The 23,958-nt window shown below is 43.2% G+C and carries 19 protein-coding genes, 1 pseudogene and 1 CRISPR repeat array; of the genes and pseudogenes, 14 read left to right on the forward strand and 6 right to left on the reverse strand.

The window, feature by feature from the left end; all coding sequences use genetic code 11:
- Window positions 1-328: 328 nt before the first annotated feature.
- A CRISPR array of direct repeats spans window positions 329-640; the repeat unit is 32 nt; unit sequence GTCGCTCCTTATGTAGGAGCGTGGATTGAAAT.
- A gap of 254 nt (window positions 641-894) precedes the next feature.
- Window positions 895-1,110 carry a helix-turn-helix domain-containing protein gene (locus C1I60_RS11355; protein ID WP_014282582.1) on the reverse strand — a complete coding sequence of 72 codons (216 nt, stop codon included), beginning with the start codon at window positions 1,108-1,110 and terminating at the stop codon, window positions 895-897.
- 172 nt (window positions 1,111-1,282) lie between these two features.
- Here C1I60_RS11355 and C1I60_RS11360 point away from each other — a divergent pair, with 172 nt between their 5' ends.
- The 3 genes from C1I60_RS11360 (at window position 1,283) to C1I60_RS11365 (ending at window position 2,594) form a co-directional block, all read left to right on the forward strand.
- Window positions 1,283-1,933, forward strand: coding sequence for a hypothetical protein (locus C1I60_RS11360; protein WP_212734465.1), 651 nt, complete (start codon window positions 1,283-1,285; stop codon window positions 1,931-1,933).
- A gap of 84 nt (window positions 1,934-2,017) precedes the next feature.
- Window positions 2,018-2,131, forward strand: coding sequence for a putative holin-like toxin (locus tag C1I60_RS25575; protein WP_014282580.1), 114 nt, complete (start codon window positions 2,018-2,020; stop codon window positions 2,129-2,131).
- Between the two features lie 187 nt (window positions 2,132-2,318).
- Entirely contained in the window at window positions 2,319-2,594 is a 276-nt protein-coding gene (locus tag C1I60_RS11365) for a hypothetical protein (RefSeq protein ID WP_252361680.1), read from the forward strand.
- Window positions 2,595-2,633: 39 nt separating this feature from the next.
- On the opposite strand, the gene C1I60_RS11370 is transcribed toward C1I60_RS11365, so the two are convergent.
- On the reverse strand, window positions 2,634-3,122 hold the full coding sequence (locus tag C1I60_RS11370) for a hypothetical protein (protein WP_137061813.1): 489 nt from the start codon (window positions 3,120-3,122) through the stop codon (window positions 2,634-2,636).
- 677 nt (window positions 3,123-3,799) lie between these two features.
- A pseudogene (locus C1I60_RS11375) lies at window positions 3,800-4,925 on the reverse strand (IS3 family transposase).
- A 589-nt stretch (window positions 4,926-5,514) separates the two neighbouring features.
- Here C1I60_RS11375 and C1I60_RS11380 point away from each other — a divergent pair.
- The 4 genes from C1I60_RS11380 (at window position 5,515) to C1I60_RS11395 (ending at window position 14,540) form a co-directional block, all read left to right on the forward strand.
- Complete coding sequence (locus tag C1I60_RS11380; protein ID WP_137061814.1) at window positions 5,515-6,987, forward strand: hypothetical protein; 1,473 nt, start codon at window positions 5,515-5,517, stop codon at window positions 6,985-6,987.
- Window positions 6,988-7,210: 223 nt separating this feature from the next.
- The gene (locus tag C1I60_RS11385; protein WP_137061815.1) at window positions 7,211-8,677 is read left to right on the forward strand and encodes a peptidase associated/transthyretin-like domain-containing protein; all 1,467 of its coding nucleotides are present in this window, start codon (window positions 7,211-7,213) and stop codon (window positions 8,675-8,677) included.
- Window positions 8,678-8,822: 145 nt separating this feature from the next.
- Window positions 8,823-9,701, forward strand: a complete 879-nt coding sequence (locus C1I60_RS11390) for a hypothetical protein (RefSeq protein ID WP_137061816.1) — start codon at window positions 8,823-8,825, stop codon at window positions 9,699-9,701.
- Between the two features lie 243 nt (window positions 9,702-9,944).
- Window positions 9,945-14,540, forward strand: coding sequence for a fibronectin type III domain-containing protein (locus C1I60_RS11395; RefSeq protein ID WP_137061817.1), 4,596 nt, complete (start codon window positions 9,945-9,947; stop codon window positions 14,538-14,540).
- Window positions 14,541-14,619: 79 nt separating this feature from the next.
- Here C1I60_RS11395 and C1I60_RS11400 read toward each other — a convergent pair whose 3' ends face one another.
- A complete protein-coding gene (locus C1I60_RS11400; protein ID WP_137061818.1) occupies window positions 14,620-15,129 on the reverse strand; it encodes a discoidin domain-containing protein in 510 nt (169 codons plus the stop codon).
- 849 nt (window positions 15,130-15,978) lie between these two features.
- Between C1I60_RS11400 and C1I60_RS11405 the strand changes: the two genes are divergently transcribed.
- The gene (locus tag C1I60_RS11405) at window positions 15,979-16,635 is read left to right on the forward strand and encodes a TetR/AcrR family transcriptional regulator (protein WP_137061819.1); all 657 of its coding nucleotides are present in this window, start codon (window positions 15,979-15,981) and stop codon (window positions 16,633-16,635) included.
- On the forward strand, window positions 16,605-17,579 hold the full coding sequence (locus C1I60_RS11410; RefSeq protein WP_137061820.1) for an alpha/beta hydrolase: 975 nt from the start codon (window positions 16,605-16,607) through the stop codon (window positions 17,577-17,579). Before C1I60_RS11405 ends, C1I60_RS11410 begins: the two co-directional genes overlap by 31 nt.
- A gap of 166 nt (window positions 17,580-17,745) precedes the next feature.
- Here the strand turns inward: C1I60_RS11410 and sigK are convergent, their stop codons facing one another.
- On the reverse strand, window positions 17,746-18,447 hold the full coding sequence (gene sigK / locus C1I60_RS11415; protein ID WP_014282571.1) for an RNA polymerase sporulation sigma factor SigK: 702 nt from the start codon (window positions 18,445-18,447) through the stop codon (window positions 17,746-17,748).
- 251 nt (window positions 18,448-18,698) lie between these two features.
- Between sigK and C1I60_RS11420 the strand changes: the two genes are divergently transcribed.
- Together C1I60_RS11420 and C1I60_RS11425 are read left to right on the forward strand one after the other, a co-directional pair.
- Window positions 18,699-19,070 (forward strand): NucA/NucB deoxyribonuclease domain-containing protein, encoded by a 372-nt coding sequence (locus tag C1I60_RS11420; protein WP_252361708.1) that lies wholly within the window; start codon window positions 18,699-18,701, stop codon window positions 19,068-19,070.
- Between the two features lie 373 nt (window positions 19,071-19,443).
- A complete protein-coding gene (locus tag C1I60_RS11425) occupies window positions 19,444-19,914 on the forward strand; it encodes a 2-thiouracil desulfurase family protein (protein WP_137061822.1) in 471 nt (156 codons plus the stop codon).
- Window positions 19,915-20,086: 172 nt separating this feature from the next.
- Here C1I60_RS11425 and C1I60_RS11430 read toward each other — a convergent pair whose 3' ends face one another.
- Window positions 20,087-20,836, reverse strand: a complete 750-nt coding sequence (locus C1I60_RS11430) for a YdcF family protein (RefSeq protein WP_137061823.1) — start codon at window positions 20,834-20,836, stop codon at window positions 20,087-20,089.
- A 189-nt stretch (window positions 20,837-21,025) separates the two neighbouring features.
- On the opposite strand from C1I60_RS11430, the gene C1I60_RS11435 reads away from it, so the two are divergent.
- From C1I60_RS11435 to C1I60_RS11445, 3 genes are all read left to right on the forward strand, one after another.
- Window positions 21,026-21,913: a DMT family transporter gene (locus C1I60_RS11435; protein WP_137061824.1), complete on the forward strand. Its 888-nt coding sequence runs from the start codon at window positions 21,026-21,028 to the stop codon at window positions 21,911-21,913.
- 278 nt (window positions 21,914-22,191) lie between these two features.
- Window positions 22,192-22,755 carry a hypothetical protein gene (locus C1I60_RS11440; RefSeq protein WP_252361681.1) on the forward strand — a complete coding sequence of 188 codons (564 nt, stop codon included), beginning with the start codon at window positions 22,192-22,194 and terminating at the stop codon, window positions 22,753-22,755.
- A gap of 206 nt (window positions 22,756-22,961) precedes the next feature.
- A complete protein-coding gene (locus C1I60_RS11445) occupies window positions 22,962-23,957 on the forward strand; it encodes an ABC transporter permease (RefSeq protein ID WP_137061825.1) in 996 nt (331 codons plus the stop codon).
- The last annotated feature ends 1 nt before the right edge of the window (window position 23,958 follow it).

Here is a 23,958-nt window from a genome sequence, read left to right on the forward strand (position 1 = left end):
TGGATTGAAACTCTTTTCCTGTCTGCTTATTAATGATTCTGATATTGTTGCTCCCTGTATTGAAATGTGAAATTTAAACTCAGCTCGCTATACCCGCATCCGTAAGTGCGTTGCTTCTCACAGGGTGATGTACAGTAAAATAATTTAGACCTTTAATTTGGTGCGAACCCCAAGCGCACATGAAATCCCCGGAACATTCGCACCTCGCGCCAGACAAGGGATTCAATGATTTTGGGGTAAGATTTTTAACATTTATTGGTGAGTTGAAAAGACATTCGCGAAAAAGCGTTTACAAAGCCTTGCTGGGTAAGGCTTTGTAACGCATGCTGTCGCTCCTTATGTAGGAGCGTGGATTGAAATCAGCAATGGCTCTAATTTATCCCAATCAGCAAGAGCAAGTCGCTCCTTATGTAGGAGCGTGGATTGAAATTGCATATGATTGTGCCTTTTTCAATGCGTTTCCTTTCGTCGCTCCTTATGTAGGAGCGTGGATTGAAATTATCATTGAATGCAGATAACCCTCTACAGCATGTTCAGTCGCTCCTTATGTAGGAGCGTGGATTGAAATGTGCATTCTCGACAGTCATAAATTCCTTGGTACTGGTCAAGTCGCTCCTTATGTAGGAGCGTGAATTGAAAGAATGTATTTCTCATACCACACACATAGCACAGCTATCACGTTCCTCATTTTTCATTGAAATACACAAAAAGGTTTGCCCTAGTACTTGGCAAGCCTTCTTGTGCTGGTTGTAAAACGGAAATAGGTTCAATGAACCAACATTTTTATAGATGTGGAACTGTTCGGAACACCACTCTAAAAAGTGGAACACAAAAGAAGCCCGTTTTGAAAACAGACTCCTTAATCTATTCCCACGCTAACATGCACAAACCACGCTATTCTGTTTCTTCAAATTGCATTAGCACGGAAATGTCCTTGATCTCCAAAGCATGGGCGATCTTTTCAAGCATAAGCAAGTTTACTTCTTGTCTTCCATTTTTACAAAGCTGTGAGATTCTTGCTTGATTAACACCTGATTTTTCAGAAAGTTGCATTTGCGTCATATTTCGCTCTTTTAACACTTCTTTAAGCCTTATATTTAATTTTAGCAAGAAAAAGAAACCTCCTAAAAACTCATTGACATTATTCATTTATGCGAATAATATAATGCATATACAATATATTCGCTAATGCGAATATATTGCCGACCCAAAGGGATGTAACGAACATACCCTTAGCTTTGCTATTGCTATTTTACCAGAATTTCAATGGAGGATGATACCTGTGACTGAAAAACGGAAAGCGAATGTGCAAGCGATCAAGGATATTGTACGCATGAATCAGGTGTGGGAGCAGGAAAAGGGAGAGCAGGAAGCAGCAGAGCTACACTATTATCATATTGTAGATGCACTTCATCGGAAATGGCAAACCATCGGTGTCAATGTTTCGGACGCGATTGAGGTTTTTGAAAGAGGGTATAACGATGCATGGACACGGATTATTGAGCCAGCTCCTTGGAACCCTAATTTAACCACTAATGATTTAATTCACCTGCTCAAAATCAGTCCCGAAGCTGTGCAGATTCGTCATGCTATGCAAATCATACTGAATACCGTTGAAAGACGCAATGCGTTCATCCGTCGTATCATCAATGTGAATGAACAGGCAATCCAGCGTTTGCTCTACCTGATGAAAGACGAATACCTGCGTTATGAGCAACTCTCGAATGAAGCCTTTATGGCGATGTATGTTATGAATCCGGTCGAAGCCTTATCTGTATATTTTTTGGAATCCGTAGATGTGCATATGTACTGGGAATGGTGTGATGCTGGCGGTACAGGCGAACAGGCCATTCAGTATAAGCATGAGGACCCTCACATGACGTTGATTCAAGCGATTGAAAGAGTAGAAGAGGAAATGTATGCCGGTACATAACAAACCATAGACATAGTTGCTACGCTGACGACAAAATGGCTTGGGTGGGTAGTTGGCTAGTCTCCTGCAAAGGATGTGAGGGCTGTGGAGGTTAAAGATGCTTTGACATTAATGATGATGTTCGGTACGCTGCTGGTTGCGTTGATCGGATTAATTGTCACCATCGTAATCGCATTGAACCAACACAACAGAAAGTAGACGGCCCACTTATAGCGAATTTCAAACCCGTTTGTTACCATTCAATGAAATGGGTATAGACCAAACATCATAGAGGAGGACATATATATAAGATGGATATTCGACAAAAGAAAAAAGAGTTGATGCCAAAGAGTCCGTAGAAGAACTCATCCGCGATTTTGAGGAAAAGAAATCCAGTGGTTGGGGAGTGAGTTTTCCTGAAGTCAACGGTATATTGGATGATATCGCATTTCAGTCCGAAGAGCCCCAAAGCTATATAAAGGAATATGGTGAATCTATCGAAGAGTTGTTCCAGTTCGAACATACGAACTTGCTTCATGTAGCTAAACGCGCCAATGGCGAGACGTTTACCTATATCGGTTCCTTTACCGGATATTATTTTCAAGCGTTCGGGGCAGATTCCGTCTATTTATTTTACGACAGAGAATTGGGTAAAGCGGTCATTTGCTTCGAGTATTCCTAAGAGATATAGAAAAAGCTCCCCTGATGGGAGCTTTAAAATTTATTTCTTATTCATCTCCACATCATGCTTTTTGGCAAGTGTGTTGACCTGTTCGCCAAAATCTCGGAATAGCTTTCTACCCTCGCTGAGTTTGGAGTTACTTTCATTGACTAAGTTCAGATCCTGTTTATCCAACGCATCAACCATCATAATGAAGGCTTCCTTTTGAGTACTAGCGGCTTTGATGTAGGTTTCGTGGACGGCTCTTACCTCAGGAGTTTCCGTCTTTACAGCTTCTAACTTATCAACGAATTTGGTATATTCGGGGATAATACTGTCTTTTAAAGCATTATATAGTGTTAGATCATCTGTATACTTATCTCCGGTCACGGATTCATACTTATCAGTTACTGCTTTTTCATCTTGTGCCAAGGGAAGCATTCCATCATTCACATAGCTAATTAAATCTTTTTTAATAGGATCGGTTGAGCATGCTGCCAAAATAGAAAAACAACATAATACTAACATAAATACGCTTAACTTCTTCATCTGTATTCCCCTTTTTTATGTATGTTTATGGGTAATTCGATGTGACTTGTAGTCAAAAAGAACTATCCATATCTTTTATTATATCGTATAAATAAGAGAATGGTAGGGTTTTTATGGTAAAATAGTGTCGAAACTAAGTTGGTTGAGCTGCTCATTAAAAATAGGGTATCATATAGAAGCCGATTCGGTGCGAACCCCAAGCGCACATGAAAATCCCGGGTCCTTCGCACCTCGAAATTTGTCGAAAAGTGTTGGAATGGCTATTTAACCTTAAAAGTCAATAGTTTATTCAAGCTTATTTGGCATCAGTTTTTACGATAATGTGTGGAATTGATATCGTTAGGGTATGAATTACTGCATTTTCGCTGTCGCACTCTATATGAGTGCGTGGATTGAAATCACCAGACCTAAGTCCATGCCCCCAGCTCCGCTGGTCGCACTCTATATGAGTGCGTGGATTGAAATCTTGCGTTGGTATCCAGTTAACGACAAGTTAAGGTCGCACTCTATATGAGTGCGTGGATTGAAATCAAACTGAATACTGCAACTGGGTCAGGTGTTCTCACGTCGCACTCTATATGAGTGCGTGGATTGAAATTGTATGCACCATTGACCGTGATGGAGCCGACAGCAACCGTCGCACTCTATATGAGTGCGTGTGGATTGTCAACACTAAACTAGACAACTTTTTTATGGTGCCTCTGCTTGAACTCAGCCGGACTCAAGTACTCCAGAGAACCGTGAATCCGAATATGGTTGAACCAGTGCACATAGTCATGTAATTCTGTGGTTAGCTCAGCTAGACTTTCAAAATGACGTTTCTTCACAAACTCCGTTTTGAAAATTTTAAACGTGGCTTCCGCAACGGCGTTGTCATAGGGGCAGCCTTTCATGCTTAAGGAACGCTCAATCTGAAAAGCCTCCAGCGCATCGTCGATGAGCTTATTCTTGAATTCATTGCCTCGGTCCGTGTGGAAGAGCTGAATGTCATTCAGGTTGCCCTTAATCGAAGCCAAAGCACGGTAAACCAGCTTGGCATCCTTGTGTGCCCCCGCACTGTAACCGATAATTTCGCGGTTAAACAGATCCACAAAGAAGCATACGTAATTCCAATATGAACCTACTCTAACGTACGTCAGATCGCTTACGACGACAGATAACGCCTGCTCTTGCTCAAATTTCCGGTCCAATACATTCGCTTGCTTGGCTTCATGCATTTCGTGGGATGAGGCTTGTACTGAGCGATCGTATACGAGGAAACCAGCCCATATTCTTTCATGATTCGTCCTATTCTCCGCCTGGATACCGTAAAGCCTTGTTGGTGCAACTCTTTTTTTATCTTACGCGTACCATAGTTTTGTCGGCTGCTTTGAAAAATGTCCATAATCAGGGAGGGAAGCTCATCCTCCGATGTAACTTCCACTTTGTTTTCTTCATAATAATAGGTGCTTCTAGGGAGTTTTAGGACGTCGCACATTGCTGATACCGAGTATTTATGTTTATTCTGGCGAATGACATTTACTTTCGTCCCATGATCAGCGCGGCTTGCTTTAAAATGTCATTCTCCATGAGCAGTTGCTTGTTCTGTTTTCGAAGCTCGATCAGTTCTAATTCCTCTGGAGTTCGGTTGTCTTTCTCTTTGAAGGATCCAGATGTGGAACTCTGTTTCACCCATTTATCTAACGATGAAGGATTCAAATCATACTCTTGAATGATATCCTTTCGCGGTTTACCACTCTGATAGAGTTGAACCATTTGTGCTTTAAATTCAGCGCTAAAGGTACGTCTTTCTTTTTTAGTCATCGTCCATTTGCTCCTTCTAGGTTGGTCTGTAGTCTACTATATTAGACCACAATTTTTCTGTCTAGAAGAGTGTAACCGATCCAGTGGATTGAAATATTGTGGGGCACACCGAGCGCAGCGGATGCAGTAGGGTCGCACTCTATATGAGTGCGTGGATTGAAATCGTAAAAACAGGGCTTACAACCTCGACAGGGACCGCGTCGCACTCTATATGAGTGCGAGATTAAAGCATAGCGCTCACAATAACTTTTTACGTGTTTTACGAAAGGTGCATTATGTGCGCTCAAGATATGTATTCAAGTTTTTTAGCTTGAAACTCGAAGGCCCCCTTTTAATTAGGGTAGCCTTCTTCGTCGTGATTTTTAGGATAAAAAAGTAGACAAGGATTTCCAGTGCTCTGTCCACTGCCTCAGGCATAGTTCCAAAAGCGGTGACAAAATTATCACGGATTACAAATAAGAATATTTGAAGAAGTATCTTCCATTAGAACCAGAATTGCTTTATGATAGAGATAGACAGCATAGAAGTTTTCCAGATGTCTCTGGGGAATAGCGGAAATTTAGTAAAACATTCGAGAGGGGATTTCAGTATGAACAGGTTCAGAAAGGCAACTTCGGTGTTGCTAAGCACAGTGCTCCTGCTTTCTTTCGGGATGACTGCGAACGCGAGTCAAAGCACAGAGGGTAAAACGGAACAAGCGATTAAAGCGGAGTCCAATGTTCAGTTAACAACTGAAAAAGAAAGCGTCATTAAAGATTTAACACGGGCAGACAAGCCCGCAAGCATTACAGACTCGGTGTATGCCATTACGGAAAATATCAACTTGCAAACACCACAGAAATCTGTTTTGAAAAAGAAAGTTACCCCTTCGCTGAAAGCAAGTCCAAAGTCAGCATCAGCGAATGCCACAGCTACAGCGTCCTCCGCTACATATTCCGGTACGATTACGGAAGAGGGAGGTACACAGTTTTTATATCCGATCTACTTGCAGTCCGGCGAACTGTTGCAGGCTCAATTGGACGGACCGTTTTCAGCACAGCTTGACTATGACTTGTACTTATATGAGTTTGATATGACGACAGGTGATATTAATTCAAATCCAATAGACGTCTCCAACTACGGGACTTATGTTAACAATTATGAACAAGGAGCTGCGTCCCTTCCCGAAAACGTAGGAGCTCGCAATACAGCCGGTTCTGAAAAGGCTTATGCGATTGCAGTTCATGCCAAGAAGGGGTCAAGTATTAATGATCTTTTCTATCTGACTGTGGCTACAAGCTCCAAATATGATGCATATGAGCCGGATGAGAGCGCCTTTCATGCTTATAATTTTACAATTAGCAACGGAGGTTCTTCAATTAACTCACGCTCCATCCATTCCGGAATAGATAACGATTGGTATCAAATCACGATCCCTGCAGGTCGTAATTATGATGCTGTAAATGTAAGGCTGGATAGTACCTCGGAGAGCTACGGCTATAAAGCGGAAGTTTATGGGGTGCTCACTGGCAACCAAATGGTGCTTCTCCCGCAAACGAATCACAACGTTTCCATGAATACGGGAACCTACTATGTGCGAGTGTACACTACAAGTCAGTATTCAGCCGACCATTTGTATACACTAACCATGAAACCGGTACTCAAGGCTGGTAAAATTGAAATTACCGGCTATAACTCCAATGGCTATTATGACTATCCAACTTACTCATACGGTCGTCATTATCGTATTAATGGAGGCAGCAGCCTGATCGTGAATGGTGTCGTTAAAACGACGGATGGTCAACTGGTTCCCAATGCGCCTGTCACTGTTGCTTGGGTGGATCAGAACTGGAGCGAGGGCAGCGGTAACCGTACCAGAACGGCTTCTACGTATACGAACAATAACGGGGCATTCAGTGTGACACTATCCCTTCCACAATCTACAGGAAGAAATGTAGAATATTTGAGTGACATTGGTTCTACACACTATTATGATCTTACAGGGGTAGCGGCTCAGGTCGACGGCACCTCGATTAGTGCAACGGATATAATTTATCTTTTTGCTTACAGTATTAGAAATTAATCATTTTTTAACGTAGTAGAGTAATATATAAGAGTCGCTTTTTTTCGCAATGGCTTGCTGAGGCTTTCCATTTTCGAAAAAGGCGGCTCTTTATGTTTTTTTGCACAGTATCTTCCATTAGAACCAGAAGTGTTTTATGATAGAGCCATACAGCCTAGAAGTTACCCTGGTTTATCTGGGGAATAGCGGGAATTCCTTAAACCATTTGAGAGGGGATTTCAGTATGAAGAGGTTCAAAAAGGCTATTGCAGTTATGCTAAGCGCGATGCTCCTGTTTGCTTTTGGGTTGACTGCGAATGCGAGTCAAAGCACAGATGGGGTATCGGACCAAGCGATTAAGGCGGAGTCCGATGTTCAGCTAACAACTGCAAATGAAAGCGTCATTAAGCAGCTAACGCGGGCAGACAAGCCTGACAGTATTACTTCTTCGGTATATGCCATGAAGGAAGATCTCAACTTCAAGACACCAGAGACACCCTCATTGAAAAAAGAAACTGTTCCTTCGCTGAAAGCAAGCCCAGCGGCAGCCACAGCTTCTTCTGCTACGTATTCCGGTACGATTACGGAAGAAGGAGGTACACAATTTTTATATCCGATCTATTTGCAGCCTGGCGAATTGTTGCAGGCTCAGCTGGACGGACCATTTTCAGCACAGCTTGACTACGACTTGTACTTATACGAGTTTGATATGACGACAGGTGACATCAACCCCAATCCAATAGACGCTTCTACCTACGGTACTTATTTTAACAATTATGAACAGGGGGCTGCATCACTTCCCGAAAACGTAGGAGCGCGCAATGCTATCGGATCGGAAAAGGCTTATGCGATTGCAGTTCATGCGAAGAAGGGCTCTAGCATTAATGCTCCTTTCTATCTAACTGTCGATACAAGTTCCAGCTACGATGCATATGAGCCGGATGAGAGCGCTTTTCATGCTTATAACTTTACCTTTAGTACGGGTGGATCTTCCCTTAACTCACGTTCCATCCATTCAGGCATTGATAACGACTGGTATCAAATCACGATCCCTGCGAGCCGCAATTATGATGCATTAAATGTAAAGCTGGATAGTACCTCGGAAAGCTACGGTTACAAAGCGGAAGTTTATGGAGCTCTCAGCGGCAACCAGATGGTGCTTCTCCCGCAAACGAATCACAATGTTTCTTTAAATACTGGAACCTACTATGTACGAGTATACACAACCAATCAGTACTCAGCTGACCATTTGTATACACTAACACTTAAACCGGTGCTTCGGGCTGGAAAAATTGTAATTAACGGTTACGACTCTTCTAAAAATGGCCCTAATGATTACCCAACCTATTCTTACGGTCGTCATTACCGTGTTACTGGAACCAGTGATTTTACTGTGAAGGGTGTCGTTACTACAACTGATAATTATCCTGTTGCAAATGCGCCTGTTGATATGACATGGTTGAATCAGAACTGGACTGAAGGCAGCGGCAATCGCACTCGTACAGGCACAGCATATACGGATCAGAATGGGGCCTTTAGTGTTACCGTTTCCCTGCCTCATTCAACTGGAAGTATTGCGGAATACTTGTCCGGAGCAATCAGTTTTACACACTATTTTGATCTCTCAGGGGTAGCTGCTCAGGTTAGAGGAACTTCGATTATAGACACAGATATTGTATATCACTTCGCTTACAGTATTTATGGCGGTTAATTAACTGCTTTAATATTTGTTCATTTTTAGGACAAAGCATGTATTCATTCCATATGTGCTTTGTCCGATATATATAGAAACAGGGTCACATTACATTATACATACGACTTAGAGTGCCTGTTACCCAAGGACAGGAGGAAATCAAATGAATTTTGAGCCCCTTAGAATGCAACGAGCCGTTGTTAATACTAGTAGCTTGCGGATAAATGTGGAAGCTAAGCAAGCCCAATCCCCCCAGCTTTATGAAGGAAAACGCTCCGAATTGGTTATTCAAGACTCCGTAGAGATTAGCGAAACTGGTAGGCAACTGGCTGAAGGAGCTATTGTATCACAGTCTGCTAAGTATTTCGGTACAACCCAGATCAACGATGCATTAAACCGAGTTTTAGAAGGTCAGCCAGAAGAAGTGTCCAATGCGGTGTACAGTATGATTGAATCCAATTTTATCGTCAATGGAACAGTAACAGATGAGAGCCAGCGAACCGTGCTACTGGAGATGGGAGTTTCCCAATCCAAGTATATTGCAGAACACTATATGGAAGGTGACAAGGCCAAAGAGTTTTTGGAAACTATGAACCAAATAGCTGCTATTGCTTTGACACGATCCATTGATCCAGAGACTGGAGATATTAGTTACACGACTCCAATAGACCGTCCGATAGGTGCCCCTGAGGATTACGTCAAAATGTCGGAATTGATGAAGCAGGCTGACCCCCAAAAGTATACTGCATTCATCAATGACATTAAAGGTGGAGGGAATGGACTGAGTCAGTTGATAGATTTTGCACAAAAGGTTCCTCAAAACCCCAAATGGATTGAGAAATATAAGGAACGTACAGGAGAGATTGCGGAGTTGCTAAATAACACGCGAATAGAGAACCGGTTTGACAAGGCTGATACGACTTCAGCTTCCGCTTTTATGAACAGTATGCAAAATATTCTTAAGGAATCTTCCGCTATGCAGGACTCTTACAGTCAGAACTTGCGCGCCTTTTTTCGGAACTTGGGCGTTCACGTTAATTAAGGCTTCGAGGCTGACCCCGAGATGTGGAATAATGTGAAATACAAGCATTTATGAATTTTAAATGATGTCGTGCTGTTTACATTACGTTTAGAACGAAGTATAATAACTTCAAAACATACTCGTTACTTTGAGGAAGCACCTCAAACTTAGGCTTAACCGCCTTCGTTTGGGGTGCTTTTTCTATTTTAGCCGAAACGAGTTTGTACAACTCTTTGAAAATAAAATAAAGCAAGGGAGAAATGTATGTATCCAAAAAATAAGCGAAAGGTAAGGAAATATAGCAAGTGGGTATATGGATTTTTAGCTGTAATGATCATGTTAACCGCCCTCCCTATATTTCCAGAGAGGGTATCAGCTGCTACCCAAGAGATCATCGGTGGACCTTTTTGCCAAAATAATTTACCTGGCGGGGGTGACAGTTGGGGCTTATGGTCAGGAAATGGAATAGGAGCAACTGAAGTTTATAGCGGCATGGGCTCGGCAAGATATAAGTGTGAAGGTGTGGTACAGCCGACAGAACGTTTTGTTGATATTGGAAGATCTATTAAGACATCGGATTATAAGATTTTTGTTTATATCGAAGGGTCTTACCATACTGATATATATGTATCTAATGCAGCAGCGGGTAACAGTTGGCAGCCTAATGGAACGAATTTATATACATGGACCGATGCCACAAAATTTTATGCTAGTAGCTCTTACCAAGGCAAATGGGTAGATATCACAGACTCTATTACGTTAAAAGATATTCGGTATTTTAGAGCTACGGGTACTAACCAGCAGACAAGTAATGAAATATCCAGGTTTGGAGTCCGTGTCATTCCCAAATCAGACTTGATGCCTAAATCACCCCAGATTAATGCAGGGGCTGAGGGCCAAGCGAGTACGGGGTGGACCAAAGGACCTGTAACGGTTTGGATCAATGGAGACGTGGCACCTGAAGGGCTAAAATACTATGAATACAGCCTAAATGGTGGAGCATTTCAACAGTACACAGGACCCTTTACTGTATATGATCATGGTGTAAATACAATCTATGCCCGGACTGTAGACGTGAACAACCAGTACAGTGGTCTTTCTTCCGGGAATGTCAGGATAGACCAAATGCCGCCGACGCCACCGATCATAAGTGCAACGGGCAACAGTAATGACTATACCATTACATTGCAGCCAGGAGCGGACGATTATTCTGGGCTGGCCCATACACAATTTCGCGTGACGGGCGTTGTCAATCAAGGTTGGCAAGACTATGGTGGAGCATTCCATGTTAATCAAGATGGCAAAAGCACGGTTTATGCCCGCTCCATAGACAACGTGGGTAATGTGAGCCAAGAAGTAAGCAAGGAAGTCACTATTGATAAAAAGGGTCCGACTGCTCCTGCTATCCGAGCTAGCGAGGCGGGTCCAACGATCAATCATGTGAATATTGCCATTGATTCAGGAAGTGATCCTGTAAATGGAATCAAGATGACGCAGTATCGTTTGAGTTCAGCAGGGGAGTGGCAGACATACAATGGCGTTTTTACATTAAACGCGGAAGGGCTGTACGAACTATCAGCACGGACGATCAATAATCTGGACGTGTCTAGTTCAATCGTGACTCAATCGGTCATGATTGATCGAACTAGGCCAACGCCCCCGGAAGTTACGTTCTCCGAGGTGACGATGCCCACCCGATACACCAATAAGCCAGTACAATTTGCTATTTCGGGTGGAACGGATATTTCAGCAGTACATTACGAATATCAAATGGGCTCTGGCCATTATGTTCCTGGTTCATCGGGAGTATTAAATAATTCTGGCATCGTCAAAGTGACTGCTCAAGCTGTGGATGCAGCTGGAAATCGGAGTGATCCAGTGTCCGCAACATCTTACATTGATTTGGAACCCCCGACGATCCAGCTCACACCGGATTCGCGTGAATGGAAGGATACGAGCATTCAAGTGGGGATACGATATGCGGACCAACATTCGGGGATCGAACCAGCGACGATGCAGTATAAAATCACGAACAGCCCTGATGTACCCGAACATTGGGATACAGCTGCTGATACAGGAATTCAGATGAGCCTTTCAAATGAAGGTGAATGGTATGTTCATGCCAAGGTTAAAGATCAGGCGGGTAACATTTCTGAAACGGTCAGCAGAGCACTTCGCATTCAGAAGCAACCTCAGCCGGCTGAGCTTTCTGCGTCATCCGTACGAAATACAGAGGTCGATCTGCAATGGACTCTTCCATCGGGCCTTGATGATGGTTACGTCTATACCATCCGAAATTTAACGACGAATGAGATTTGGGATGTTACACATCCGACAAATTCTTTTACAAACAAAGGGCTACAGGGAGGGCGTCCATACGAATATGAAGTGCGTTCCAGTAATCACGTGGGAGGCAATGCTTATTCCAATCGAGTTCGTGTGCTAACGTTACCTGATGCCCCGGATCAGATCCGATTACGAACCATTTCTCGTACTTCAGCACAAATCATGGCTGATTTTACGCCAGTGCTTTCAGCTGACAACTATAAGATTACAGCAACGGATGTTAGTACGGGGGAAGTCATATTTAAGGATACTGTTACACAGGATGTGTATAATCCAATTACGGGAATGAAACCAGGTGAATTTTACGATGTTTCTGTATCAGCTATGAATGCCAGTGGGGAGGGTGCGGCCAAGCATGTGTCTTTTTTAAGCCTACCAGATAGCCCAAGCGGATTCCAAAATGTAACCGTGAAGGACGATGGAATCGACTTGAAATGGAATCGTGTAATCACGGCGACATACTATGCTCTGGAGCGGGACAAAGCATCTGTTTATAAGGATGTGTATACTGAATTCGCTGATTACGGACTTCAGGCAGGAACGGAGTATGATTATTCCATTTCCGCTGAAAATGCAACCGGCTTTGGAGATGATGCTCATTTGAGGGTCATCACATTACCTGATCGGGTAACTACGCTGGCGAGTGTGGAGAATGATGTATATTCTGTCAGTGTAGGTTGGGAAGATGTGCAGGGGGCTGACGGATACATCCTGAATGTTAATGATGAGCCAGATGTGCGGCTTTCCCGGGGAAGCCATGCCTATACTTTTGATGGATTGCCCGCAGGTAGGACTGCAAATATTCGAATCCGAGCCTACAATCGAAGTGGTATAGGCGGAGATACGACTATCAACGAGTTAACACTACCCACATCGGTTGTACGTCTTATAGCGGTAGAGGTTCGGGAACATGATGCCGCGATTGTTTGGGACCCAGTCGATGGGGCGACCAAATATAAAGTATCAATCAATAGCCAGGATTATTACAGCACGGAACCACGTGTAGTCGTATCCGGATTAGAGGGTGGAAAGAAATACGATTTTCAGGTGAGCAGCGGTAATGGTAGTGGGTTCAGCCAGCCCGTACGGGAAGAGCTGCTTACGCTTCCACCTCAAGTGCAAAACGTCAAAGTCACAGAACTAGGGAATGGACAGATTTTGCTGAACTGGGATGAAAGCGAAAATGCTTATCAATATGCTGTAATTCGGAAAGATACTGGTGAAATCGTGAATACCAAGGATACTAGTATCAAGCTTTCAGGTATCCAACCCGGTACGATGTACTCGTTCGGCATTCAAGCTGTCAATACAACGGGCGCAGGTGAGTGGACTCCATTTACGTATCGTGCGCTCCCAGGCCAAATACCAGATCATGAGCTGACATTTAAAGATGTAACAGATACCGATCTGGTAGTGACGTGGAAAGAAGCTCCTGGTGCGGATACCTACCATGTATACCAAAATGGGCTGCTTATCGGTCATACGGTAAACTCTAATTTTAAAGTAGATGGCTTGGATAGCTCTACGGTGTATCGTATTACGGTCAAACCGGTTAACACAAGCGGTGAAGGTAAACAGACAGAAGGCGAGGTAGAAACGTTACCGTCTCCAGAATTTGCGTTTTCGAAAACGGAGACGACGAATAGCGAGTTTATGATCCACTGGGAATCAGAACACAAAAATGATATTTTCGTGCTCACCAGTGAAGGGCAAGCAGAATTATATCGTGGTAAGGATCGAAGCTTTATTTGGAGTCAACTTAAAGAGAAACAATCGTATGCAGTTCAGCTATGGGCAGAAAACAGCCAAGGAAAGCGTACCATTGCAAAACAAGCGAACGGTAAAACAACGGGGAATACTGAAGCCTCAGCCTCAGGCGGTGGAGCAGGAGGTGGGGGGATCGTCAAGCCGATTCAGCCCTATGTAGAGGAGTTGACTGAAACAGCGATCGCTCAAGCACCTTCAGTCGAAACGAAGTCCAATCGTTTTAGTGACATTGAACGGGCATTTAATAAAGATAAGATTAATGCCCTTGCAGATTTGGGGGTAGTGAAGGGTATGACCCAAACCCTTTTTGAGCCGAGCAGACCTGTAACACGTATGGAGTTCACTTCGATGCTCGTCCGTTCCCTGAAATTACCGCTCGAAACGGATATGGCTTTAAGCTTCGAGGATATCAATCCATCAGCGTGGTATGTTGATTTATTGAAAACAGCGATTAAAGATCAGGTCGCTCGTGGATTTAGTAACAAGGTATTTGCTCCAGATCGCGTTATTAACCGAGAGCAGGCGGCTAAAATGGTGAACAACGTTATCAAAGCTACGCCACAACAAGAAAGCAACATCTACTCAGATGCCTCTCAAATTGTGGAATGGGCCAGAGAAGATGTACTGGGTCTAACCGAAATTAATTTAGTACAAGGATATCCAGATGGAAGCTTCCGTGCAAAACAGGAAATCACACGCGCCGAAGCGGCTGAAATGATTTATAACATGATTCAAAAAATTCAATAAAAAGAAGGGGGTGGCATTAGCCAGCCCCTCTTTTGTATATGTGCATATAGGAATTGATGCAGTATGCTCACATTGATTTTTATTCCGCAATAGCGGGATTTAAATTGGAATTTCTGTAGGCTGGAACGCCATTGATTGAAGCGGTTCTTAACTGAATATATCGTACACCATAATAGGTTGTTGTATTATTCAGGCCAGATGAAAGTACAGTTATTTTATAATATTGAAAAGGAATCTCATTGCTAAATTGATAAGTCGTTTTTGCAGTAGTTGGCACTGCTTCTACTGCACCTAATCTAAACCAGTTTTCTCCGTCGTTAGAACCATGAAGAGAAAACGTTAGGATAAAAGCTTTAAAGGTTGGCTGAGCCAAGAGGATATCATTAATCGTTTTGCCTTCATCTAATTTGAATACAATTTCTCCACCTCTACCGCTCAAGCTGCTTTCCCAAGAAAGATTATTATCAACTAAAATATTTTTTGGAAAAGTATTTTTGGAATCACCATTAGTTGAAACATTTTCTTCTGCTATAACGACAGGCTCAATTGAAAAAGAATAATCGTTTGGATTCTGACTAAATTTTGTCATGTTGCATTTCCCCCATTAGTTAAATTATTTAATATTGGAATCAATATCATAATACCCCTCAGTAGCTTTAATAAAGAGTACATATAGATCAAAATGGTTTATTTTGTCTATATGTAGTATACATTTCGTTGGCTTAATCATTTATGAAATGGATTCATTGTTGAAATTATCATTGTATATTCATATGAATCTCTCAATAAATGTATTCCCTTATACTAAAATACATATTGCGACTGACAGAAAAAACACACCAATACTCATCAACAGGTAGAGATTGTCGTCTACATAGCTTCAAATGGACGGAAGTAAACCCGGGTTAGATAAAGCACTGGATTGCCTCAATTCGCAAATGAGCGCAAGGCTGTATATACAGTTATTGCTAGAATGCTGTTGATGACGACACATACAATATAAGCAACCCCCGCGTATTCCTAACATTAAAAAGGAACAATTGTTTACATGGTTTTATGATAGAGTTTAAGCGATATAATTACGAAAAAGGCCCCTATTGGGACCCTAAAGCAGTTCATATATTTGTGCTTAAACGCACGCTTTTCAATGCGAGACACATACGAACGCGTAATCCCCGATGGTAACGAAGGATATGAGGTCCTCCAAATCTTCACCGTTAAGGAAGGCGGAACATGTACTCATCCAATATAACCTGATAAAAACAAGCCGGAGGCGCATGTTGGGCAGCACTCCGGCTTGTTTTTATATGTTGAGGTTCATCCTGCTCGTAAGTAAATTCACTCTTGCTATAAGTCGTAATTTAAGATATATTATTAATTAAATAACTGATCATTTAATTAATTAATGAAAGTTTAGCTTAAAGAGAGGGGAATACATTTGGCAAGACCCATCAATGAAGAAAAAAGAATGGAGCGGCGTAAACGTATCCTAGAAGAAGCTGTTGTCCTGTTCGCAGAAAGTGGCTATTCGAATACCACAACGGCTATCATTGCACAGAGTGTGGGAGTGGCTCCTGGAACCATTTTTCAATATTTCCCTAGCAAAGAAGCTTTATACTACGCAGCTGTCCTTGAGCCGCTTGCTGATATTCAGGCGAAATCGCTTGCTTGTCTACAACAAGAGGGGACGCCGGGCGTATTGATTAAGAACATGGTGGCAGAACAATTCAAACATATCTACTTATATACAAATGAATTGCGGCTTGTTCAATCTGTCTTAGGACAACGAATAAGATTCCCTGAACTTACACAGAAGGTCCTTGAAAGTACAAAGGTAATGACAGATGCGATCGAATGCGTCTATGCCAAGGGACAGTTAATGGGAGAATTCAACAAAAGCTTTTCTCCAGCAATGATCTCTCGTGCCTATATCTCTTTCTTTAATGGAGTCGGCTTAACTCTTGGAGAAAGTATTATTCATCATCCCGAGTGGGAAAATCTGAAGGGGCATGCCTTTTATTTGTTCGCACCCATACAACCTAAAGAAAAACTGGAGGAGTCTGAATGTGTCAAACATCATTACAACCTGATCTGACATTTAACGTTCGTGTGAAAAAACGGAAGAAAATTTTATGGAGCCTAGGGATCGTGCTTTTGCTTGTGATGGCTCTTGTATTTTTTATATCTTATAAAGTAGTAGACACCTTGTTGCACCATCCTAGAGACACTAATGTTAGCTACGAATTGAATATCAATAAAACTCCTTACGAAGAGGTCGAGTTCAAGAGTTTGAAAAATGATAATACGATTAGAGGTTCCTTCTTCCCTGCAAGTGGTCTTTCTGGTAAAGCAAGTAATAAGACGATTATTGTCGTCCATGGATATACGAGCAATCGTTTAGTCAAAGGGCGGACCCCAAAGTTAGTAGAGCATTTCGTTCCGAAGGGCTACAATGTATTGGCATTTGACCTCAGCTCGCAAGGTAAATCCGATGGTGATTTGATTACACTGGGCCTCAATGAAAAATACGATTTGCTAGGAGCTGTAAGCTATTTAAAATCCAGAGAACATACGGGTGATAACATTGGAGTTATCGGCTTTTCAATGGGTGCTGCTACTTCTTTGCTAGCCGCAAGTGAAAGTGATGACATCAAAGCCGTAATTGCGGATAGTCCTTTTCGTAATGCTGGTCTATTTCTGAGAGAGGGTTTGCCCTTCTTTTCAGGTTTACCAGCGTTTCCATTCAGTTATACATCGACATGGATGGCAAATTGGGCCTTTAAGGTTGATCTTGATTCCATATCTCCTATGGATGCGGTAAAAAAGATGCAAGACAAGCCAGTTATGCTCATTCATGGTACTGGAGATCAGCAAATTAGTTATAAAAATACAGAAATTATTTACGAGTCCTTAAAAGATAACCCAAAAGCAGAAGTATGGTACCCGCAAAATACGGAGCACATCGATGCCATCAACCATTACCCCACTGAATATTTCAAAAGAGTAGATCGCTTTTTAGATGAGTATGTAGGAAAATAAATTCAATTTCAGAGAGCCAACTAGTGGAGGAGCTTGTCCTGACGAAGTAAAAATACCCAATAATATCAAGCATTTTTAGCCTGTAGTGTAGAAAACCACTACAGGCTTTTATTGGCGTTTAAAATGAAAATACATAGCAAAATAGTTATTATTGAAGCGGAGCCCATTACCCCTTCTGCTTGTAAAATTCATGGTACAGCTTCATTAACGCACGCTTCTCAATGCGGGATACATACGAACGAGAAATCCCCAACTCTCTGGCAATTTCCCGCTGTGTACGTTCTTCTCCTCCGGCTTCCAGGCCAAATCGACCAATAACCACTTCTTTTTCACGCTCATCCAAAATATCCAGGTTGCGATAGATTTTACTCTTCTCTATTTTGAGCTGTACCTTATCCACAATATCGTCCGCCTCGGTGCCGAGGATATCAATTAAAGTAATTTCGTTGCCCTCTTTGTCTGTCCCAATAGGATCATGGAGAGATACGTCTTTGCGTGTTTTTTTCAGTGAGCGAAGATGCATTAAAATTTCGTTTTCAATACACCGGGCCGCAAACGTTGCTAATTTGGTGCCTTTCCCGGTCTGAAAGCTTTCAATGGCTTTGATCAGTCCGATGGTGCCGATGGATATGAGGTCCTCCAAATCTTCACCGGTGTTATCAAATTTTTTCACAATATGAGCCACCAGCCGCAGATTATGCTCAATTAGTGTGTTGCGGGATTGCGCATTGCCTTCGGCAAACAGCTTTAGGTGTCGGGCTTCCTCTTTCTCAGTCAATGGCTGCGGAAAGGCGTTGTTTTTCACATAAGAGACGAGTAGCGTCAATTCCTTGATGAACAGAGCGATAGCGCTAAATAGTCCGGGCACGGGTGACACCTCCTGAGGTAGTTGCGAACTTGCCGGCCTACGGTACTTACCGGGCTTGTGATCTGTTTATTGTATGTGGGCAGGTGCCCATCCGTGCCTGTACTCCGAAAACTGTTTTGCAACAATTTAGGGCTGTAATTTATTTAACACACCTCTACATTTCAAATCGTATTCTATAGACAAATAACAGAATATGGAGGTGTGCAATGATAAGAGGGCTTATTGTTTTTTTGCTGGCTGCCATTTTATCCATGCAAAGTGCTTATGCAGAACCTGTAGTGAACACGCAGAGGGCAGCAGCAGAGTATACCTTGAACTTCCCAACCTCTCGCTATCCGGAAACCGGGGCGCATATTAAGGATGCAATTGCAACCGGGCATTCTTCGGTTTGTACGATTGACCGAGACGGGGCCGAGGAAAATCGCAGAGAGTCCTTAAAGGGATATCCGACCAAAAAAGGATATGACCGTGACGAGTGGCCGATGGCGATGTGTGCAGAGGGAGGAGCAGGGGCAGACATTCGTTATATAAGCCCTCGTGATAATCGTGGCGCAGGATCATGGGTAAGTCATCAAGTGGAAGATTATCCGGATGGAACGCGGGTTAAATTTATAGTGAATTAGTGAGGTCTAGAAATTAGACGTTCATTATGTTGGTACAGAAAGAACAGTTTTGGCAATCTTAAATCGAGTGAGGTTATCCCTATTTACGGGACGGCCTCGCTTTCTTCATTTTTTATGTCATACGGTAGAAGAAGCGACATTATTGATATGGAAGAAGGAAGTTTTATTTTTCGTACGATGACTATATGAGAAAATATGATTATACTTAAACTACTTGAATCCAGTTCATAAATGATTAAGCCAACGAAATGTATACTGCATATAGACAAATCAAACCATTTTGATCTATATGTACTCTTTATTAAAGCTACTGAGGGTATTATGACATTGATTCACTTAAGTTGTGAAAAGCAATGATATGAGGTGGAAGCAGATGATTTTGGTAAGTTCGTGTTTGGCAGGGATGAAGGTCCGGTATAACGGGACGGATAGCTTGGACGTACATATTCAGAAGTTGGTTGAGGAAAAGAAGGTTGTGACCATCTGTCCTGAGCTGTTGGGAGGCTTTATGACGCCGAGACCGCCTGCTGAAATTGTGGGCGGGACGGGGGAAGATGTACTGAACGGTACAGCCAAGGTGGTTGAGTCCTCGGGCAACGATGTCAGTGAGATGTACATTAAAGGTGCATACGAAGCTTTGAACATAGCTAAAGAGATTAACGCTACGCTCATTATTTTAAAAGAAAACAGTCCGTCTTGCGGATCAGCCGCCATCTATAACGGGTCATTTGAAAACCGGAAAATAGCAGGTAACGGCGTAACCTCGGCTTTGTTGAAAAAGGAAGGCTTTAAGGTGATTTCGGAGGAACAATTGTCGGAAATTTTCTTGCACGGGGATATGTAGTGGGCTGGAAGGCATGCGAGTCGGGATAAAATACGGACTTTGAACTCTTACGATACTCATGAAAGCAAGACTCATGGTAAAATCAAGCGCCTTGGCAGCTTACAGGTTTACATCTGCGAGCTGCCAAGGTGCTTGTTTGTGATGAAGGTCTACACGCTAGATATACGTCACATTATTTAAGCTTCAAAGCAAGGAGCCCCAGATATTCCTTGAGGGCAGTTCCAGTAGTAGCCATGGCTCCGGCAGACGGGGAGAGCTTGGCGGCATATAGTGAAGGATGTTCACTTGCCAGATAGTCCGTCGGATAAGGTACAGCCTGCATGCCTGCACGCTGAAATTCCACCGCCGCACGTGGCATATGGAAGGCAGAGGTCACCAAAATGGGTTTGGTGAGCTGATGCTGCTTCAAAATTTGGGACGTATACACGGCATTTTGCTGCGTGTTCAGGGAACGGTTTTCGATCAGAATATCTTTTGCGGGAATACCGAGTCCCAGAAGCTGTCTTTGGGCAATATTCGCTTCGTTGCCACTGTCGCCAAATACCTGTCCACCGGAAAACAGAATAGGTAAGCCCGTTGCTTCATGTAACCGTGCCGCAGTGAGCAGGCGATTGGCCGCTGACCCAAGCAGATTGCCCTGTCCGTTGATGTCGGGTGTTCCCTCTGTAGCTCCGCCGCCAAGCACGACGATGACATCGCCTTGAACGGTACGAGGCTGCGGATACTGCTTTTCCAGACTGCTGATTAGCAAATCTCCGGCCCAATTGGTAGAGGAACCATACAGCAGCAGTGTGACAACGAGTAGAATGACAGCAGGTTTACGCGCACGCTTCCACAGCCAGATTACAAGCCCTGCCATCACGAGGATAAACAAACCGGGAGGCAGCACGAAGCTGTATAAAAATTTGATGATATAAATCAAGTGCAGACAACCTCCTATCCTTTAATCTCTATTTTTCTTTTTGGTTTGGTATATTGTAACATAGGCAAATGACAGGATTCCTCTGTCTGGAGTTGTGCTTTCCCATGCATATTTTTTGTTTGATAAAGTTGTCCTATAGGTGTAAAATATAAGGTTTAGTCATTTTTTTTATAGAGGAGCGAAAGCAGTATGGGAGAGTTAACGACAGCCAAGCGGATCATGATGATCGCGCTGTTGGTTGTATTGTGGGGCATATCTTGGCCCATTTATAAAGTAGCGTTGCAGTTTACGCCTCCACTTTTGTTTGCAGGGTTGCGCACGTTGCTGGGAGGTCTGCTGTTAGGAGTGATTTTACTGCCGAGATGGAAACGTATCCGTTGGAAAGAGAACTGGCGGGTCTATGCAATTTCGAGTGTTTTTAACGTGGTACTGTTTTATGGTCTGCAAACGGTAGGGCTGATGTACGTACCATCCGGCCTGTTTTCTGTTCTGGTATATCTCCAGCCAGTTTTGGTCGGCATTTTTGCATGGATGTGGCTGGGTGAAGCGATGTCCGGGCTTAAGGTGACTGGATTGGTCATCGGATTTCTGGGTGTGGCGGCTGTAAGTGTCGGAGGATTTTCGGGGCATGTGGCTGTGGCAGGTGTAGTTATCGCTATTATTACAGCCGTGAGTTGGGCATTGGGCACCGTCTACGTGAAAAAGGTAAACCAGCGCGTGGATTCGCTGTGGCTGGTCGCATTTCAATGTACGCTGGGAGGCATCGTGTTGACGGGAGCCGGAACAGTGACGGAAAGCTGGTCAGACATCGTATGGAATTTTCCTTATGTGTCAGGGCTGGTATTCGGCATCGTGTTGGGTATTTCACTGTCTTGGCTGCTGTATTTCACACTGGTTAACTCGGGGGATGCGAGCAAAGTCGCGTCTTATACGTTTTTGGTACCTGTTATCTCGGTGTTTGTCAGCTCCTTGCTGCTGCGCGAAGCGATTACGGCTTTCTTGCTGATCGGTCTGGTATTAATCGGGCTTAGCATTTATTTGGTGAATCGCAGAGCGAGAGTAGTACAGCAAGCTTGAAAATAGGTATGGTACAAGTAAGGACTCTGCGCAGGTAGCAGGGTCCTTTTTTAGAGGATTTTAACACCTGTCCAGCGAATTTTTAGGAAGAATGGAACGGACCGGGGTTGCTACACCCGTGAAGCAAGAACAGGAGACTGCAAGTATCCGTGTTTATTTTAACGGAAATATAATGTCATTTCCCAAAGGAGAGCCATTCATTTATAAGCTTTGTACATAACAAGAAGGTTATTTACACCGTTTCAGCCAGTAACATTCGCGGAACGCTGTATGTCCCTTTGGCATTTATCAGTGATGTGGTCGGAGGCAAGCTGGAATGGAAGAAAAACGAACGAATGGCTAGCATAAGCTATCCTCAGTTGGTTGGGGAATCGGGGGGAAGTAAAGGCTATTTGCTGGATGCAAGCAGCGGAGTATTGTACCGTAAAGAGGATGGCGGCCGTATCCGCGCGCTCAGTCCAACAAATATCAAGCTTTATAATGGTAAAGCAGTCATGAACGATGGACAGACCGTTCGTCTGATTGACGCTAATGGCTCTGTAAAAGAAACATGGAATATGGGGAAGCTTTCTGGCCGTTTGAAGGACAGTTTTGCGGTGGAAGGCATGGGCGAGGAATTTATTCTTGCCAGATCGAATGATGAGGGCTTTTTAATGTTATTTAATCTTAAAACTCATCAGTCGTTTTTGGTGTATGAGTTGCTTCAATTAGCTCCTGAGCAACTGACAGGATTCAGGGAAGATGGCATCAAGTTTATCGGTCAGAACAAAAATGACGGTGAACTGTGCTTCGAGCTACATGATAGTGAAGGGCAACCCCAAACGTTTAATTATGCTTTGTAAGCGGGGCTTGGGCGCCTATCAGGCGCCTTATATCACACAATACTTCACAAATATCCGAATTGTTCACTCCTTAGGACACTCCTTTGTTCATGAAGTACGCAAGGCTTCACTTTTCATTTTGAATGCGCTTACATAAAATAAGGTCATACGACGGCGGACTGCAAAACATGCTGTTGGTAACGCATACAGAGGGGGAGTGACTCACATTGAATCAGCCTGTGCCTAAGAGTTCCGCTATGCTCACGACAGATTCCCGCCTGAACGGGAGGAGGCTGGCGAGCGGCAGGAAAAACGGATTTTTCCATGAATTGATCCGTAATCGGATATTATTTTTAATGCTGCTGCCGACCTTGATCTTTTTCTTCATTAACTCATACATTCCTATGGTGGGGATCTATTATGCATTTACCCAGTTTGACTTCAATACCAGCTTGTTCGATGCCAAGTTTGTCGGACTACAGAATTTTCAATTTCTATGGCAATCCGGCACGTTGACCAAGCTGACCCTGAATACGGTCGGATACAACGCAGCATTTATTTTATTTGGCAATGTGTTAGCGATTGTTCTCGCGATTTTGCTGAATGAGCTGCGGGGGCGTTATTTTAAAAAGATCGCTCAATCTGTGATGTTCCTGCCTTATTTTGTTTCTTTCGTTATTCTAAGCGTTATCGTGTATAACATATTTAATTATGATAACGGCTTTCTGAATACGCTGCTAGTGCAAATCGGCAGTGAACGTGTGGATGTATACAACCAACCGTGGGTATGGATTTTCCTGATTATCCTGTTCTACCTGTGGAAAAACCTCGGCTACAGTATGGTGATTTATCTGGCGGCCATTACAGGCATTAGCGACGAGTATTATGAGGCGGCGAAAATGGACGGGGCCAACATTTTTCAACGGATCTGGTACATTACCGTGCCAATGCTCAAATCGACGTTCGTCGTGCTACTGCTGTTCGCGCTCGGCAGTATTATGAAGGGACAGTTCGATCTCTTCTATCAATTAATCGGCAACAATGGGGTGCTGTACAATACGACGGATATTTTGGACACGTATGTGTACCGTTCACTGAAAGTAACCTTTGATGTCGGTATGGCTTCGGCGGCAGGCGTGTACCAGTCTTTGTTCGGCTTTATACTGATCATGACTGTGAACTATATTATCCGCAAGCTGAACGACGAATATTCTCTGTTCTAGA

The sequence above is a fragment of the Paenibacillus terrae genome, from assembly GCF_005217525.1.
Classification (GTDB): domain Bacteria; phylum Bacillota; class Bacilli; order Paenibacillales; family Paenibacillaceae; genus Paenibacillus; species Paenibacillus terrae_C.